At 68.7% G+C, this 16259-nt stretch carries 12 protein-coding genes and 2 riboswitches; of the genes, 4 read left to right on the top strand and 8 right to left on the bottom strand.

The window, feature by feature from the left end:
- Positions 1–19: 19 nt before the first annotated feature.
- The 4 genes from OG976_RS01145 to OG976_RS01130 all read left to right on the top strand — a co-directional run bounded on the left by OG976_RS01145 (position 20) and on the right by OG976_RS01130 (position 5439).
- Positions 20–514 carry a bifunctional nuclease family protein gene (locus OG976_RS01145; protein WP_328356756.1) on the top strand — a complete coding sequence of 165 codons (495 nt, stop codon included), beginning with the start codon at positions 20–22 and terminating at the stop codon, positions 512–514.
- Between the two features lie 228 nt (positions 515–742).
- A complete protein-coding gene (locus tag OG976_RS01140; RefSeq protein ID WP_442930402.1) occupies positions 743–1387 on the top strand; it encodes a MerR family transcriptional regulator in 645 nt (214 codons plus the stop codon).
- Between the two features lie 61 nt (positions 1388–1448).
- A riboswitch (glycine riboswitch) is annotated at positions 1449–1546 on the top strand.
- A riboswitch (glycine riboswitch) is annotated at positions 1547–1658 on the top strand.
- Positions 1659–1700: 42 nt separating this feature from the next.
- A complete protein-coding gene (gcvP, locus tag OG976_RS01135; protein ID WP_328356753.1) occupies positions 1701–4544 on the top strand; it encodes an aminomethyl-transferring glycine dehydrogenase in 2844 nt (947 codons plus the stop codon).
- A gap of 13 nt (positions 4545–4557) precedes the next feature.
- On the top strand, positions 4558–5439 hold the full coding sequence (locus OG976_RS01130; RefSeq protein ID WP_328356750.1) for an alpha/beta fold hydrolase: 882 nt from the start codon (positions 4558–4560) through the stop codon (positions 5437–5439).
- On the opposite strand, the gene OG976_RS01125 is transcribed toward OG976_RS01130, so the two are convergent.
- The 8 genes from OG976_RS01125 to gndA form a co-directional block, all read right to left on the bottom strand.
- Positions 5436–7454 carry a substrate-binding domain-containing protein gene (locus OG976_RS01125; RefSeq protein WP_328356747.1) on the bottom strand — a complete coding sequence of 673 codons (2019 nt, stop codon included), beginning with the start codon at positions 7452–7454 and terminating at the stop codon, positions 5436–5438. The genes OG976_RS01130 and OG976_RS01125 overlap by 4 nt on opposite strands.
- Before the next feature lie 110 nt (positions 7455–7564).
- On the bottom strand, positions 7565–9760 hold the full coding sequence (locus OG976_RS01120) for a malate synthase G (RefSeq protein WP_328356744.1): 2196 nt from the start codon (positions 9758–9760) through the stop codon (positions 7565–7567).
- A gap of 10 nt (positions 9761–9770) precedes the next feature.
- Positions 9771–10685, bottom strand: a complete 915-nt coding sequence (locus OG976_RS01115) for a 3-methyladenine DNA glycosylase (protein WP_328356741.1) — start codon at positions 10683–10685, stop codon at positions 9771–9773.
- Entirely contained in the window at positions 10678–11733 is a 1056-nt protein-coding gene (locus OG976_RS01110; RefSeq protein ID WP_328356738.1) for a hemolysin family protein, read from the bottom strand. Before OG976_RS01110 ends, OG976_RS01115 begins: the two co-directional genes overlap by 8 nt.
- Positions 11733–13097, bottom strand: coding sequence for a hemolysin family protein (locus OG976_RS01105; RefSeq protein ID WP_328356735.1), 1365 nt, complete (start codon positions 13095–13097; stop codon positions 11733–11735). The genes OG976_RS01110 and OG976_RS01105 overlap by 1 nt, the downstream gene beginning before the upstream one ends.
- Positions 13094–13228, bottom strand: coding sequence for a hypothetical protein (locus OG976_RS01100; RefSeq protein WP_328356733.1), 135 nt, complete (start codon positions 13226–13228; stop codon positions 13094–13096). The genes OG976_RS01105 and OG976_RS01100 overlap by 4 nt, the downstream gene beginning before the upstream one ends.
- A gap of 83 nt (positions 13229–13311) precedes the next feature.
- Positions 13312–14748 (bottom strand): GuaB1 family IMP dehydrogenase-related protein, encoded by a 1437-nt coding sequence (locus tag OG976_RS01095; RefSeq protein ID WP_328356730.1) that lies wholly within the window; start codon positions 14746–14748, stop codon positions 13312–13314.
- A gap of 18 nt (positions 14749–14766) precedes the next feature.
- Entirely contained in the window at positions 14767–16227 is a 1461-nt protein-coding gene (gndA, locus tag OG976_RS01090) for an NADP-dependent phosphogluconate dehydrogenase (RefSeq protein WP_328356727.1), read from the bottom strand.
- Positions 16228–16259: the final 32 nt, after the last annotated feature.

Here is a 16259-nt window from a genome sequence, read left to right as displayed (position 1 = left end):
GCTCGGAGGTCAGACACAAATGGGTGAGGTTCGTGTGGTCGGGATTCGCGTTGAGCAGCCCCAGAACCAGCCGGTTCTGCTGCTCCGCGAATCCAACGGTGACCGTTACCTGCCCATCTGGATCGGCCAGTCGGAGGCCACCGCCATCGCTCTGGAACAGCAGGGGGTCGAGCCGGCCCGGCCGCTCACCCACGACCTGATCCGAGATCTCATTGCCGCCCTTGGACATTCGCTCAAGGAGGTGCGGATCGTGGATCTTCAGGAGGGCACGTTCTACGCCGACCTGATCTTCGACCGCGATATCAAGGTCTCGGCGCGCCCGTCGGACTCGGTGGCGATCGCGCTGCGGATGGGCGTGCCGATCTACGTCGAGGAGTCGGTCCTCGCCGAAGCGGGCCTGCTGATTCCCGACGAGGGCGACGAGGAGTCCACCGGAGCCGTGCGCGAAGACGAGGTCGAGAAGTTCAAGGAGTTTCTCGACAGCGTCTCCCCGGATGATTTCAAGGCGACCTGAGCGGGTAGACGGGCTGCCGGTCAAGATCACGGATGCGTCTCATCTAGGTCTGCACGGGTTCGACACGCGCGCCGGATGCCGGGGAGCATGCCCGGCGGCGGCCATACTTTGATGACGACGACGAGCACGACCGCCCGTCGACAAGCGTATGCTCGTACCACTCGGACGCAGGGCTTACGCGGTGCGGAATGGTCAGCGGGCCATGGTTCGAACGGCGAGAGGAACATCGTGGACGAGCAGCCACGTCAGGGACAGCTGGATCTTGCTGGCGCGGGCCTTTCCGACTCCGCGGGCCGCTTCGAGGACGACAGCGCGCTGCGTCCGGTGAGCGAGCCGGTGCAGGCCGGATTGTTCCCCGACAACTCGGTGCCCGACGAACTCGTGGGCTACCGCGGGCCGAGCGCCTGCCAGATCGCCGGTATCACCTACCGCCAGCTCGACTACTGGGCCCGCACCTCACTGGTGGTCCCGTCGATTCGTGGCGCGGCAGGCTCCGGCAGCCAGCGGCTGTACTCGTTCAAGGACATTCTGGTCCTCAAGATCGTCAAGCGTCTGCTCGATACCGGCATCTCGCTGCACAACATCCGGGTGGCCGTCGACCATCTGCGGCAGCGCGGTGTGCAGGATCTGGCCAACATCACCCTGTTCTCCGACGGCACCACGGTGTACGAGTGCACCTCGGCCGAAGAGGTGGTCGACCTGTTGCAGGGCGGCCAGGGCGTGTTCGGCATCGCCGTCAGCGGTGCGATGCGTGAGCTTTCCGGCGCGATCGCGGACTTCCCCGGCGAGCGTGCCGACGGCGGCGAGTCGATCGCCTCGCCCGAAGATGAGCTCGCCTCGCGGCGCAAGAGCCGCGACCGCAAGATCGGCTGACGCCGACACCTGCCCGTTGGTACGCCCGCGGTCCTGCGCACGGCTAGAATCGAGCCTGCATCGCCCTTGTGCGGGAGAGTTTCGTGGCCGCCAGTCACGGACGCCGAAGGAGCAATACCTCTCCGTCAACCTCTCAGGCACCCGGACCGCTCATGGCCACGATGCCTCTGGAAAGTGGTGACTTCTGGTCACCCGCCCATGGGGAAAGGCGCCTGATCAGGGCGCCGAATCTCTCAGGCACCCGGCACGGGTCGACGACAGAGGGAGAGGACGCCGCTGACGGCTGCGTCCGCCCGAGTCAGGAGTGCCCCACGTGTCCGACCACACCCAGCCCACTTTCGCCGACCGCCACATCGGACCGGATTCCGACGAGGTGGCCACCATGCTCGAGGTCATCGGCGTGGCATCCCTCGACGAACTCGCCGCCAAGGCGCTGCCCGCCAACATCCTCGACGCGCTCGGGTCCGACGGCACCGCCCCGGGCCTGGACCGGCTGCCCCCGGCGGCCGGTGAACACGAGGCGCTGGCCGAGCTGCGGGCGATGGCCGACACCAACACCATCGCCGTGTCGATGATCGGTCAGGGCTACTACGACACGCTGACCCCGCCGGTGCTGCTGCGCAACATCCTGGAGAACCCGGCCTGGTACACCGCCTACACGCCGTATCAGCCCGAGATCAGCCAGGGCCGGCTGGAGGCGTTGCTGAACTTCCAGACCATGATCGCCGACCTGACCGGGCTGGAGGTCGCCAACGCCTCGATGCTCGATGAGGGCACCGCGGCCGCCGAGGCGATGACGTTGATGCACCGCGCGTCGCGGGGATCGTCGAACCGGCTGGCCGTCGACGCCGACCTGTTCACACAGACCGCCGCCATCCTGGCCACGCGCGCCGAGCCGCTGGGCATCGAGATCGTGACCGCGGATCTGCGGGGCGGTCTGCCCGAAGGGGAGTTCTTCGGCGTCCTCGCCCAGCTGCCCGGCGCCAGTGGCCGGGTGACGGACTGGTCCAAGCTCGTCGAGCAGGCGCACGAACGGGGTGCACTGATCGCGTTGGGTGCCGACCTGCTGGCGCTGACGCTGATCGCCCCGCCCGGTGAAATCGGCGCCGACATCGCGTTCGGCAGCGCCCAACGATTCGGTGTGCCAATGGGATTCGGCGGCCCGCACGCCGGCTATCTGGCCGTCCACGGCAAGCATGCCCGTCAGTTGCCGGGCCGGCTGGTCGGTGTGTCGGTGGACGCCGACGGGTCGCCTGCCTATCGGCTCTCGCTGCAGACCCGCGAACAGCACATCCGCCGCGACAAGGCCACCTCCAACATCTGTACCGCCCAGGTGCTGCTGGCGATCATGGCCGCGATGTACGCCAGCTACCACGGTGCGGCCGGGCTGACCGGGATCGCCCGCCGGGTACACGGCCACGCCCGCTCGCTGGCGGCAGGCCTGAGCGCGGCCGGTGTCGAGGTCGTCTACGACACGTTCTTCGACACCGTGCTGGTGCAGGTGCCCAACCGTGCTGCCGCCGTGCAGGCCGAGGCCAAGGGCCGTGGCATCAACATCTGGCGGGTGGACGCCGACCACGTGTCGGTCAGCTGCGACGAGGCGGCCACGGCCGAGCAGATCGCGCTGGTGCTCGAAGCATTCGGAGCAGGCCTGGCCGGCGATTACTCGGGTCCGCAGATCGATTCGCGGACAAGCGAATTCCTGACTCATCCGGCGTTCACCAAATACCGCACCGAGACCGAGATGATGCGGTACCTGCGCAGCCTGGCCGACAAGGACATCGCCCTGGACCGCAGCATGATTCCGCTGGGCTCGTGCACCATGAAGCTCAACGCCGCCGCGGAGATGGAGTCCATCACCTGGCCGGAGTTCGGCCGCCAGCACCCGTTCGCACCCGCCGGTGACACCCCGGGCCTGCGCAAGCTGATCGCCGACCTGGAGAGCTGGCTGACCGGCGTCACCGGATACGACGCAATCTCGTTGCAGCCCAATGCCGGATCGCAGGGCGAGTACGCGGGCCTGCTGGCCATCCGCGACTACCACGTCGGGAATGGGGATTCCCACCGCGACGTGTGCCTGATCCCGTCGAGTGCGCACGGCACCAACGCGGCGTCGGCGGCGATGGTGGGAATGCGGGTTGTCGTGGTGGCCTGCCGCGACAACGGCGACGTCGACACCGACGATCTGCGGGCCAAGATCGCCGAGCACGCCGACAAGCTGGCGGCGCTGATGATCACCTACCCGTCCACCCACGGTGTCTACGAACACGAGATCGCCGACATCTGCGCCGCGGTGCACGATGCCGGCGGGCAGGTCTACGTCGACGGTGCGAACCTCAACGCGCTGGTGGGCTTGGCGCGTCCGGGCAAGTTCGGCGGCGACGTGAGCCATCTGAACCTGCACAAGACGTTCTGCATTCCGCACGGCGGCGGCGGACCGGGCGTCGGCCCGGTGGCGGTGCGCGCGCACCTGGCCCAGTATCTGCCCGGCCACCCGCTGGCCGAGGAACTGCCGCACGGCCACGTCGTGTCGGCCGCACCGTACGGCTCGGCCTCGATCCTGCCGATCACCTGGGCCTACATTCGGATGATGGGCGGTGTCGGCCTGCGCGCGGCGTCACTGACGGCGATCGCATCGGCCAACTACATCGCCCGCCGGCTCGACGAGTACTACCCGGTGCTCTACACCGGCGAGAACGGCATGGTGGCGCACGAGTGCATCCTCGATCTGCGCGGCATCACCAAGGCCACCGGGGTGACCGTCGACGATGTGGCAAAGCGGCTGGCGGACTTCGGCTTCCACGCGCCGACGATGAGTTTCCCGGTGGCCGGCACGCTGATGGTGGAGCCGACCGAGAGCGAGAGCCTGGCCGAGGTCGACGCGTTCTGTGAGGCGATGATCGCCATTCGCGCCGAGATCGACAAGGTGGGTTCGGGGGAGTGGCCGGCGGAGGACAACCCGCTGCACAATGCGCCGCACACCGCCGCATGCCTGCTCGTCGACGAGTGGACCCATCCGTACACCCGCGAGCAGGCGGCCTACCCGCTGGGCAAGGCCTACCGGCCCAAGGTGTGGCCGCCGGTGCGCCGGATCGACGGCGCCTACGGCGACCGCAACCTGGTGTGCTCCTGCCCGCCGGTGGAGGCCTTCGCCTGATAACGTCCTGACCGTGCTGCCTGCCAGTGTTCGCCAGTGGCAAGACGGGGGCCGGCTCGTCTCGACGAGCGCCGGCTCTGTCTTCGTCCGCTCGTCAACCGTCTCAGCTGCCGAGGGAAGCCCCACTCTGCTTCTGCTGCATGGCTTTCCATCCAGCTCGTACGACTTCCGCGGGGTAGTGGACCGGCTCGGCGACCAGCCCTGGCTGACCCTGGACTTCCTCGGGTTCGGGCTGTCGGACAAGCCGCGCCCGCACCGCTACAGCCTGCTGGAGCAGGCTGACGTCGTCTGCGAGGTGGTGGGTGACGCCGGCGTCGGTCCGGTGGTGCTGCTGGCCCATGACATGGGCACCTCGGTGGCTACCGAACTGCTCGCCCGCGACCTGTCCGGTGCGTTGCCGTTCGACTTGCAGCGGGCGGTGCTCACCAACGGCAGCGTGATCCTCGAGCGGGCCAGCCTGCGCCCGAGCCAGAAGATCCTGCGCGGCCCGCTGGGTCCGCTGTTCGCCCGGCTGACCAATGAACGCGGCTTCATGCGGGGCTTCGCCCGTCTGTTCAGTGCGGCGCACCCGTTGTCTGCCGAGGAGGCGCAGGCGCAGTGGGCGCTGCTGGCCTGCGAGGACGGGCAACGCATCCTGCACCTGCTGTGCGCCTATCTCGATGAGCGGGTCCGCTTCGCGCCCCGCTGGCATGGCGCGGTTCGGGACTGGCCCAAGCCGCTGAGCTTCCTGTGGGCCACCGGCGATCCGGTGGCCACCACCGAGGTACTGGCCGGGTTGACCGAACTGCGACCGGCCGCCGAGGTGATCGAACTGCCCGGCATCGGCCACTACCCGCAGCTGGAAGTTCCCGACGAGTTCACCGCCGGCGCGCGCCGGCTGCTGGCCCTGAATTAGGACAGTTGCTGGCTGACGGCCGCGATCAGGTCGGGCGAGTCCGACGTCGCGACGTTCTGGTACGAGCCGCCGGAGATCTGGGCGACCGCCTCCCACGTCGAGCGATCCGAGTCGTCGCCGATATCGATGACGTTGATGGCAACCGGCCGAGCCGGGTCGGTGGCCGACTTGACGTAGTCCTGCAGGCCCGGACCGTCCAGCGACTGGTCGCTGTGCGGACCCTGGGTGATCACCAGAACCGAATTCGTCTGGCCCTGGCGGAAATTCGTCACCGCATCGCCGTACACCAGCCGCAGCGTGGTGAAGGACACCGCGCCACCACCCGACGGCGACAGCCCATTGAGGGTATCGGTCAGCACCGCCGAACGGGCCCGTCCGTCAAGCTGATCCGACAGCGGGCCGATGCTCACCGACGAGCGGCCCTCCACACCGTTGAACGTCCACAGGCCCACCGCCGCGTTGGGCGGAAGCGCACCGATGCGGCCGTCCAGTGCGGCCACCACGTTGGCCAACCGGGACTTGCCGCCCTCGTCGCCGGCCATCGCCTGGTCGAGCATGATCGTGGTGGCCGATCCGGTCGCCGGTGCCGACAGCGCCGCGGCCAGCGTGGCCCGCACCGAGTCGTCGCCGACTGCCAGCGGCGCCCCGAGCTGACCGAAGTCGACGACGTCGTTGCCCTGCGGGGTCGTGCCTTCGGCACGGAAGCCGGCCTTGGCCAGTTCGGCGAGCTGTTCGGGTTTGCGCATGAAGCGGGCGAACTCGCTGGCCGCGCTCACCTGTTCTTCGGACAGCCACGTTCCGGCCAGCAGCACGGTCGGGTAGTCGGCCAGCGCGACCGGACCCGGCGGCAGGAAACCGGCGATGTTGTCCTTGGCTGCGGCGATCGACGACGACCGCGCGAACAGTTGCTGTTCGGTGGTGGCCACCGCGTGCACCGGTGCGGCCGCGGCGTCGCCGGACGCCAGCAATGCCTTCCAGGCCTCGTCGGCGGTGTTGTCGGACAGTTTGGGCGCTCCGCCGATCAAGGTGTTGACCGAGCCGAGCCCGGCGGTCGCCGGCCCCCCGGGGGGAGCGGCCGCCGCGGCGACGGCCTCGGCGACCAGATAGGTCGCGTCGTTGTCCCCGGCGGTCGGCAGTGCCAGCCGCAGCGATCCCCACCCGGGCAGATCGAGTGATTCCAGCGAGGTCGGGTTGCTCTGCAATCCCGGCAGCGCACCCCAACCCTGTTGATCCAAGGCGGTTTTCAGCGCCGGCCGCACGGCCAGCATCACCGGTGAGGTGACCAGGGAGCGGGCGTCGCTCACCGACTCCTTGCCGGCGGTGGCCTGCAACCGCGCCGCCGACACCGAACTCGCCGGAATCCACAACGCGGGACGCTCACCGAGATCGGCAGGCCACTGACTGACGAAGCCGTTGACCACTGCATCGGAATCCGCCTTGGTGACAACGACTTTGATGCAGCGATCACCCACCGGTGTCGCGCTGGCGTTGTAGCTCTCGGCGAACTTGGTGACGTTGTCGGCGATCGACGGGTCGGCAACGACCGCGACGTTGGACGTTCCGGCCAGGCACTGCTGGGCTGCCTCGGTGGACCGATGGGACAGCACACCGCCGAAGAACCGCCATCCGATGACCGCTGCGACCACCACCACCACGGTGACCAGCGCCGCGATGACGCCGAGACTGACACCCCGGCGGCCGGCTTCACTGCGGTGACCGCCCTCCCAGCCGCCTCGCCGGCGACCGCCGTCGGACGGGGGCACAGGTGGCGGCTCGGCGCCGTAGGACGACGGGGCCGGAGCGTCGTAGTCGTCGCGGTACCCGGGCTCGTCGTCGTAGCCGGCGTCGGCCTCGTCGTGTGCCCGGTTGTCGGGTTCGTCGCCGCCGCTGACGTAGTCGGACAGATCGCGCCCCGACGGCCGGGAGAACCGGCTGGTGGGTGAGTCTGCCGAGTCGGCGGGCTCAGTCGGTTCGCCGAAGGATTCTCCGGGACCGGGTTTGCTGTGCCTGCCCATGGCGGTGAGTGATCCTCTTTCGTCGAACGGTTCGCGGGGTGTGTGCCGCCAGATCCCGCACGAGTCTAGCGATCAACAGTTCACCACCGGACGATGGTGACCCGGCCTGGTCAGCCCCCGAGGCTGGCCTTGAACTCGCGCCGGCGCCGATGCAGGATCGGCTCGGTGTAGCCGCTGGGCTGAGCTGCACCCGCCAGGATCAGCTCCTGGGCGGCCTGGAAGGCGATACTTCCCTCCGGGTCGGGCGCCATCGGGCGGAATTCGGGGTCGGAGGCGTTCTGCTCGTCGACCACCGCCGCCATCCGGCGCAGGCTCGCCTTCACGTCGTCTTCGGTGATGACGCCATGCCGCAGCCAGTTCGCCAGCAGCTGACTGGAGATCCGCAGCGTGGCGCGGTCCTCCATCAGCGCGACGTCGTGGATGTCGGGCACCTTCGAGCAGCCCACGCCGGCGTCGATCCAGCGCACCACGTAGCCCAGGATGGACTGGCAGTTGTTGTCGACCTCTTCGTGGATCTCCTCCGGCGACCAGGCCAGCTCGGCGGCCAGCGGGAGGGTCAGCAGCTGATCCCTGGTGGTCCGGGGCTTGCCGGCCAGCTCCTTGTGCACCGCGTAGACGTCGACGAGGTGGTAGTGCATGGCGTGCAGGGTGGCCGCGGTGGGCGACGGCACCCAGGCGGTCGTGGCGCCGGCGCGCGGCTGGCCGATCTTCTGCTCGACCATGGCGGCCATCAGGTCGGTCATGGCCCACATGCCCTTGCCGATCTGGGCCTTGCCGGAGAACCCGGTGGCCAGACCGACGTCGACGTTCTGGTCTTCGTAGGCCAGGATCCACGGCTGGGTCTTCATCGCGCCCTTGCGGATCATCGGGCCGGCTTCCATCGAGGTGTGGATCTCGTCGCCGGTGCGGTCCAGGAAGCCGGTGTTGATGAACGCCACCCGGTCCGCGGCGGCCTTGACGCAGGCCTTGAGGTTCGCCGAGGTACGGCGCTCCTCGTCCATGATGCCGACCTTGATGGTGTTTTGCGGCAGGCCCAGAACATCTTCGACGCGGCTGAACAGCTCGCAGGTGAAGGCGACCTCGTCGGGACCGTGCATCTTGGGCTTGACGATGTAGATCGACCCGGTGCGGCTGTTCTGCCCGCTGAGCCCGTGCGTGGCGATCAGCGTGGTGAACAGGGCGTCCTGGATGCCCTCGAAGACCTCATTGCCGTCGGCGTCGGTGATGGCGTCATTGGTCATCAGGTGCCCGACGTTGCGGACGAACAGCAGGCTGCGCCCCGGCAGCGAGAACTCGGAGCCTTCCGGAGCCGATCCGTCGGCGACATAAGGCCGAGCCGCGGTGTAGGTGCGATCACCGTTGAGCACCCGGGTGAAGGTCTTGCCGCCCTTGCTGACTTCTTCGGCGAGGTCACCCTTGTTCAGGCCGAGCCAGTTGCGGTAGCCGAGCACCTTGTCCTCGGCGTCGACCGCGGCCACGGAGTCTTCGAAATCCATGATCGTGGTGATCGCGGACTCGAGCACGACGTCGGAGATGCCGGCCTTGTCGGTCGACCCGACCGGGGACTCGGGGTTGACGAGGATCTCGAGATGCAGGCCGTTGTTGACCAGCAGCACCGACCAGTCGGGGGAGCCGAGCGTGCCGGTGTAGCCCAGGAACTGCTCCGGGCTGGCCAGGCCGGTGACCTGATCGCCCTGCGCGATCTCGAGGACGCCTTCGACGACGGACAGGCCGGTGGCGTCGTTCCACGATCCACTGGCCAGCGGCACGGCCTTGTCGAGAAAGTTCCGGGCGTAGGCGATCACCTTGTCGCCGCGGATCTTGTTGTAGCCGCTGCCGGGCTCGGCGCCACCCTCGGAGCTGATGACGTCGGTGCCGTAGAGCGCGTCGTAGAGCGATCCCCAGCGGGCGTTGGCGGCGTTGAGCGCGAAGCGCGCGTTGAGGATCGGGACCACCAGCTGCGGACCCGCGGTGGTGGTGATCTCGTCGTCGACGTTCGACGTGGTGATGGAGAAGTCGTCGGGCTCGGGCAGCAGGTAGCCGATGTCGGAGAGGAACTGTTGGTACTCGCCGGCGTCGATACCGCCGATGATGCGCTGCCGGTGCCACTTGTCGATCTGGGCCTGCAGGTCATCGCGGCGGGCGAGGAGGTCCTGGTTCTTCGGCGTCAGGTCGGTGACGACCTTGTCGACGCCCGCCCAGAAGCTGTCGGCGTCGATCTCGGTGCCGGGCAGCGCCTCGTTGGTGATGAAGTCGTACAGCACCTGCGCCACACGCAGGTTGCCGACGGACACCCGTTCTGTCATCAGACCTCCCTCACGACAATCCATTCAGCTTACCCGCCGGTAACGTGCTCTCCTGCGCCGCGGCAGCCTCCAACAGCTGCTCACAGCGCGACAGCAGAGCTGCCCGCAGCGGTGCGGCGCGCTGGGCGACAACGCTCTGGCACCGTACGTATTCCGCCCGCCCGGCCGGGTCCTCGACGGCGATCGGCTCGAAACCGAAGTCCGCCAGGTCATACGGACTGGCGCGCATGTCGAGCTCCCGGGCTTCGGCGGCCAGCCGCAGACACTCCAGCAGCAGACCGGAATCGGCCAGTGGCCCGAGTTTGTAGCTCCACTTGTAGAGGTCCATGTTGGCGTGCAGGCAGCCCGGCTGCTCCCAGTCGCTCTGCGCGGCCCTGGTCGGGGTCACCTGATTGCGCGGTACCGCCGCCGGGGTGAAGAAGCGAAACGCGTCGAAGTGGCTGCAGCGCAACGGCATCGACTCGACCACGGCGTCGGTACCCGCCCTGCCCAGCCGCAGCGGCACCGCGCCGTGCCGGACGTCGTCTGTCCGGTAGACCATGGCCCATTCGTGCATGCCGAAGCAGGTGTACTGCGGTGCCCGATCAGCGGTGGCGCGCAGCAGTCCGGCGATGAAGCCGACGGTGTCCAGCCGCGCCCGCAGGTAATCGGCGCCCACGGTCACCCCGGCCGGCGTCGACACGTAGCCCGCCTTGTCGAGGTACCGGCCGGCTGGGGAGCCGGCCAGCGCGGTCCCGTAGCCGGGGTGCCACTGCCGCAGCTGGCGTGGACGCAGGCTGTAGTAGGTGAACAGGAAATCCCAGACTGGGTGAGCTTCACCACGTTGGGCGCGGCGCCGGTGCTCGGCGGTCAGCGACTCGACGGCGGCCCGGTGTTCTGCCGCCTTCGGCAGCCACTCGTCTTCGTCGAGGACGACCTCACGCACGATGGGTTCCGTCGCGCACGGTGCCGACGAGATCCTCCACGAGGTCCTCCAGCGCCGCCATCGCGCACACCCGTCCGTCCGGACCGATCACCACGGCCAGGTGGCTGTTGTCACGTCTGAGCTTGGCCAACGCGTCGGGCAGGGGCATATCCGCCGGCAACTGCGGCAGCGGGCGCACCACGGACGCGTCGAGCACGGTGTTCGGGTCGTCGATCGCCGACAGCACATCCTTGATGTGCAGGTAGCCGATCAGGCTGCCGTCCACGCCGACCACCGGGAAGCGTGAGTACCCGGTGTCGGTCAGCGCCTCGGTGACGGCAGCCACCGTCGGACCCTGGCCCGCCGCGGCCACCGGTACCCCCCGGATCTGTCCCAGCGGCACCGCGATGTCGTTGACGACCCGGTTGCGGATCTGCAGGGCCCGGGTCAGCCGCAGGTGCTCCTCGGGATCGAGCAGCCCGACGGAACTGGACTCGGCGATCATCTCGGCGAGTTCCACGGAGGAGACCGTGACGTCGAGTTCGTCCTTGGCCTCGACGCCGAACAGGTGCAGCGTGGCGTTGGCCGCCCAGTTGTAGAACGCGATGAACGGCCGGGCGATCCGCACGTAGGCCAGGTAGAACGGCACCACCAGCATGGCGGTGCGCTCCGGTCCGGCGATCGCGATGTTCTTGGGCACCATCTCACCGAGCAGCACGTGCAGCGTCACCACGATGGCCAGGGCCACCAGGAACGACACCGTGTGCAGGACGGCGTCGGGCACCCCGAACAGGTCGAACGGTGTCTCCAGCAGGTGCGCCACGGCGGGCTCACCGACCCGGCCGAGCAGGATCGAGCACACCGTGATGCCCAGTTGCGCTCCGGCGAGCATCAGGGACAGCTGCTCACCGGCCCGCAGCACCGTCACCGCGCGCTTCTTGCCCTGTTCGGCGAGCGATTCCAGGCGGTCGCGCCGAGCCGAGATCAGAGCGAACTCCGAACCCACGAAGAAGGCGTTGGCCGCCAGCAGTGCCACGGTCAGCAGCACGCCGAAGATGTCACTGCCCATCAGCTGTCCTCCTGCTCCGCGTCGTGACCGCGGCCCAGTTCGATCAGCGCCAGCTGGTCGATGCGCCGGCCGTCCATCGCGACCACGGTGGCCCGCCAGTGCACCGGGTCGTCGTAGGGACCGTCGGGGTCGAAGGCGGACAGGTCGACGGACTCGCCGAGTTCGGGTATGTGCCCGAGCTTTTCGAGCACCAGACCGCCGATCGTCTCGTACTCGCCCTCGGGCGCACGGAATCCGGTGGCCTCGTCGACCTCGTCGATGCGCAGCAGGCCGGATACCTGCCAGCCCAGCGGGGTCTTTTGCACGTCGGGCGTGGCGTCGTCGTGCTCGTCCCGGACGTCGCCGACGATCTCCTCGATCAGGTCCTCGACCGTCACCATTCCCGCGGTGCCGCCGTATTCGTCGACCACCAACGCGGTCTGCAGGCCGTTGGCGCGCACCTGGCTCATCAGGGCATCGCCGTCGAGGGTGGACGGCACGGTCGGCACCGGGACGGCGAGCGCCTTGAGAAGGGTGGTGCCCCGCTGGTCGGCCGGGACCCCGAACACCTGCTTGACGTGCACGATGCCGATGGTCTCGTCGAGGTCGCCGTCGACGACGGGGAAGCGGGAGAACCCGGTGTCGGCGGCGGCCGCCACCAGGTCGGCGATGGTGTCGTCGGCCTGCAACACCTCGATCTCGGTGCGCGGCGTCATGAACTCCTCAGCGATGCGCGAACCGAACTGCAGCGACCGGTTGACCAGGGCGGCGGTGGCCTCGTCCAGCGCGCCGCGTTCGGCCGAGTTGCGCACCAAGGAGCCGAGTTCCTCCGGCGAGCGCGCCGAGCGCAGTTCCTCGGCCGGTTCGATGCCGAGCCGTCGCACGATCCAGTTGGCTGTGCCGTTGGTCGCCTTGATCACCGGGGTCATCAAGGTGGAGAACAACAGCTGGAAGCCCGCGGTGGCCCTGGCCGTCGGCAATGGGTGTGCCACCGCCAGGTTCTTGGGCACCAGCTCGCCGAACACCATCGACACCGAGGTGGCGATCAGGATCGCCAGCACCAGCGAGATGCCCGAACGCACACCGGCCGGGATGCCCACGGCCTGCAGGACGGGGTCGATGAGCCGGGCCAGGACGGGTTCGGCCAGATAACCGGTGACCAGCGTGGTGATCGAAATACCGACCTGTGCGCCCGAGAGCTGGAACGACAACGTCCGGTGGGCCCGCTGGACCATCTTGTCGCGCCGGCCCCCGGTCCGGGCGTTGGAGTCGACGGTGCTGCGCTCGAGCGCGGTCAAGGAGAACTCCGCGGCGACGAACATCGCGGTGCCCGCGGTCAGAACAACGATCGCCAACAGGCTCAACAGGGTGTAGACCACGCTCATTTGGTCATCACCGACTGGCCGCCGGGCCGTACGCCCGGCTGACTAGGGGAGGGTTCGGCCTCGGCCTCGTCCGGTGCCTGCTCGGCCCGGGCAGCCCGCTCAGCGGGGGCCTCGACGGGTGCCTGCGGCACTGACGATCCCTTTCCTCGTTGGGTGTGACACGTTGGGTGTGAAACAGAGCCCTATGTTAGCGGCTGCGGCGCACCGGACGGTCTCACCAGCCGGTGGGCAGCGGGTGTCCCTCGGCGAACCCGGCCGCCGACTGGACTCCCAGGACCACCCGTTCGTGCAGTTCGGCGATGGTGGAGGCACCGACGTAGGTGCAGGTGCTGCGCACCCCGGAGGTGATGTGGTCCAGCAGATCCTCCACGCCGCCGCGGTCGGGATCCAGTTCCATCCGGGAGGTAGAGATGCCTTCCTCGAACAGGGCCTTGCGGGCCCGGTCGAACGCGCTGTCGGCACTGGTGCGCGCGGCGACCGCCCGCTTGGAGGCCATTCCGTAGCTCTCCTTGTAGGGACGGTTGTCGCGGTCGTACATCAGGTCGCCGGGGGACTCGTAGGTGCCGGCGAACCACGAGCCGATCATCACGTTGGAGGCTCCGGCGGCCAGTGCCAGTGCGACGTCGCGCGGATGACGCACGCCACCATCAGCCCAGACGTGGCCGCCGAGTTCCCTTGCCGCCGTTGAACATTCGACCACAGCCGAGAATTGCGGCCGTCCGACACCGGTCATCATCCGGGTGGTGCACATGGCGCCGGGGCCGACTCCGACCTTGACGATGGAGGCGCCGGCGGTGATCAGGTCGCGGGCGCCCTCGGCGGAGACGACGTTGCCTGCGGCCAGGGGGATGCCGAGGTCCAGGGCAGACACCGCCTTGATGGCGTCGAGCATCTTGATCTGGTGGCCGTGGGCGGTGTCGACGACGAGCACGTCGACTCCCGCCTCGGCCAGCGCCTTGGCCTTGGCCGCCACGTCGCCGTTGATGCCCACCGCCGCGGCGATGCGCAACCGGCCCGAGGCGTCGACGGCGGGGGTGTAGATCCCGGCCCGGACGGCGCCGATGCGCGACAGCACTCCGGCCAGCGTTCCGTCGGCCTCGGTAAGCACGGCCACGTCGACCGGGGCGTGCTCGAGCAGGGCGAACACGGCCTTGGGGTCGGTGTGCACCGGGGCGGTGACGAAATCGGTGATCGCCACGTCGCGTACCCGGGCGAAGCGGTCCACGCCGGCGGTGCCGGCCTCGGTGACCAGCCCGATCGGGCGGCCGTCGGCGACCACGACCGCCGCCCCGTGCGCACGCTTGTGGATCAGGGCGACGGCGTCGGACACCGAATCCTCGGGTCCGAGGGTGACCGGGGTGTCGGCGATCAGATCGCGGCTCTTGACGAAGTCGACGGTCTGCTCGACGGCCTCGATCGGCAGGTCCTGTGGCAGCACCACGATGCCGCCGCGGCGGGCCACCGTCTCGGCCATGCGCCGCCCGGCCACCGCGTTCATGTTCGCCACCACCACCGGGATGGTGGTTCCGGTGCCGTCGGCGGTGGACAGGTCCACGTCGAACCGGGAGGTGACGTCCGAGGAGTTGGGGACGATGAAGACGTCGTCGTAGGTCAGGTCGTACGGAGGCCGGTGGCCGTCGAGGAATCGCACGACCTCAGCCTAATTAGCCTAGGCCTGGATTTCGCTGCGGTCCCCGCTCCAGAGGGTGTGGAAGCGGGCCGCCGGGTCGGCGTCGGTGCGCCCGTAGGTGTGCGCGCCGAAGAAGTCGCGCAGCCCCTGGGTGAGCGCCGCGGGCAGCCGCTCGGTGCGCAGCGCGTCGTAGTACGACAGCGCCGAGGCGAAGCCGGGGATCGGGATACCCAACTCGGTGGCGGTGACCACGACGCGGCGCCAGCTGTCGATCGCCGACTCGACCGCGCTGCGGAAGTACGGTGCGGCGATCAGCGTCGGCAGGTCGGGGTTCTCGTCGAACGCGTCCTTGATCCGATTGAGGAACTTGGCCCGGATGATGCAGCCGCCGCGCCAGATGGTGGCCAGGTCGCCCGGGGTGATGTCCCAGTTGTATTCGGCCGAGCCGGCCTGGATCTGGTTGAAGCCCTGCGCGTAGGCGACGATCTTCGAGGCATACAGCGCCCGCTGCACGTCCTCGGTGAATTGTGCTGCGTCGGTGGGCTGTTCGCCCAGTTGACCGGATGCCAGACCGGTGGTGGCCCGACGCTGGGGAACCGAACCGGACAGGGCGCGGGCGAACACCGCCTCGGCGATCCCGGTGACGGGCACGCCCAGGTCGAGCGCGGACTTGACCGTCCAGCGGCCGGTGCCCTTCTGTTCGGCCTCGTCGACGATCACGTCGACGAGTGGCTTCCCGGTCTTGGCGTCGATCTGGCGCAGCACCTCGGCGGTGATCTCGATGAGGTAGCTGTCCAGGTCGCCGGAGTTCCAGTCGGCGAAGATATCCGCGATCTGCGGGGCGGCCAGGCCCAGTCCGTCGCGCAGCAACTGGTAGGCCTCGCCGATCAGCTGCATGTCGGAGTACTCGATGCCGTTGTGCACCATCTTGACGAAGTGGCCGGCGCCGTCGGGGCCGATATGGGTGCAGCACGGCACACCGTCGACGTGGGCGGAGATCTCCTCGAGCAGCGGGCCCAGCGAGACGTAGGACTCGGCGGGACCACCGGGCATGATCGAGGGCCCGTTGAGCGCGCCTTCCTCGCCGCCGGAGATGCCGGCGCCCACGAAGTGCAGCCCGCGCTCCCGGATGGCCTTCTCGCGGCGGATGGTGTCGGTGTAGAGCGCGTTGCCGCCGTCGATGATGATGTCGCCGGGCTCCATGGCGTCGGCCAGTTCGTTGATGACGGCGTCGGTGGGGTCACCGGCCTTGACCATGATGATCACCCGGCGCGGCTTCTCCAGGGCGGCCAGGAACTCCTCGATGGTCTCGCTGCGCACGAAATCGCCGTCCGACCCGTGTTGATCGAGCAGCGCGTCGGTCTTGGCCACCGACCGGTTGTGCAGCGCGACGGTGTAGCCGTGGCGGGCGAAGTTGCGGGCCAGGTTGGAACCCATCACCGCCAGGCCCGTGACGCCGATCTGTGCGGTGCCGTTCGTGCTGTTTTGCGACGAGCTCATCTAACGCCTTTCACTAGGTGTTGCGGCAGAGC

Source organism: Mycobacterium sp. NBC_00419 (assembly GCF_036023875.1).
In the GTDB taxonomy this organism is placed as follows: Bacteria; Actinomycetota; Actinomycetes; order Mycobacteriales; family Mycobacteriaceae; genus Mycobacterium.
Note: the sequence above shows the minus strand (reverse complement) of the source record. Positions and strands in the feature narration are given on the sequence as shown.

Bases quoted from the DNA above. Each gene is read 5' to 3' on its own strand.
- OG976_RS01120 (WP_328356744.1), bottom strand. From the start codon at position 9,760: ATGACAGAACGGGTGTCCGTCGGCAACCTGCGTGTGGCGCAGGTGCTG.
- OG976_RS01145 (WP_328356756.1), top strand. From the start codon at position 20: ATGGGTGAGGTTCGTGTGGTCGGGATTCGCGTTGAGCAGCCCCAGAAC.
- gndA (WP_328356727.1), bottom strand. From the start codon at position 16,227: ATGAGCTCGTCGCAAAACAGCACGAACGGCACCGCACAGATCGGCGTC.
- OG976_RS01110 (WP_328356738.1), bottom strand. From the start codon at position 11,733: ATGGGCAGTGACATCTTCGGCGTGCTGCTGACCGTGGCACTGCTGGCG.
- OG976_RS01105 (WP_328356735.1), bottom strand. From the start codon at position 13,097: ATGAGCGTGGTCTACACCCTGTTGAGCCTGTTGGCGATCGTTGTTCTG.
- OG976_RS01125 (WP_328356747.1), bottom strand. From the start codon at position 7,454: ATGGGCAGGCACAGCAAACCCGGTCCCGGAGAATCCTTCGGCGAACCG.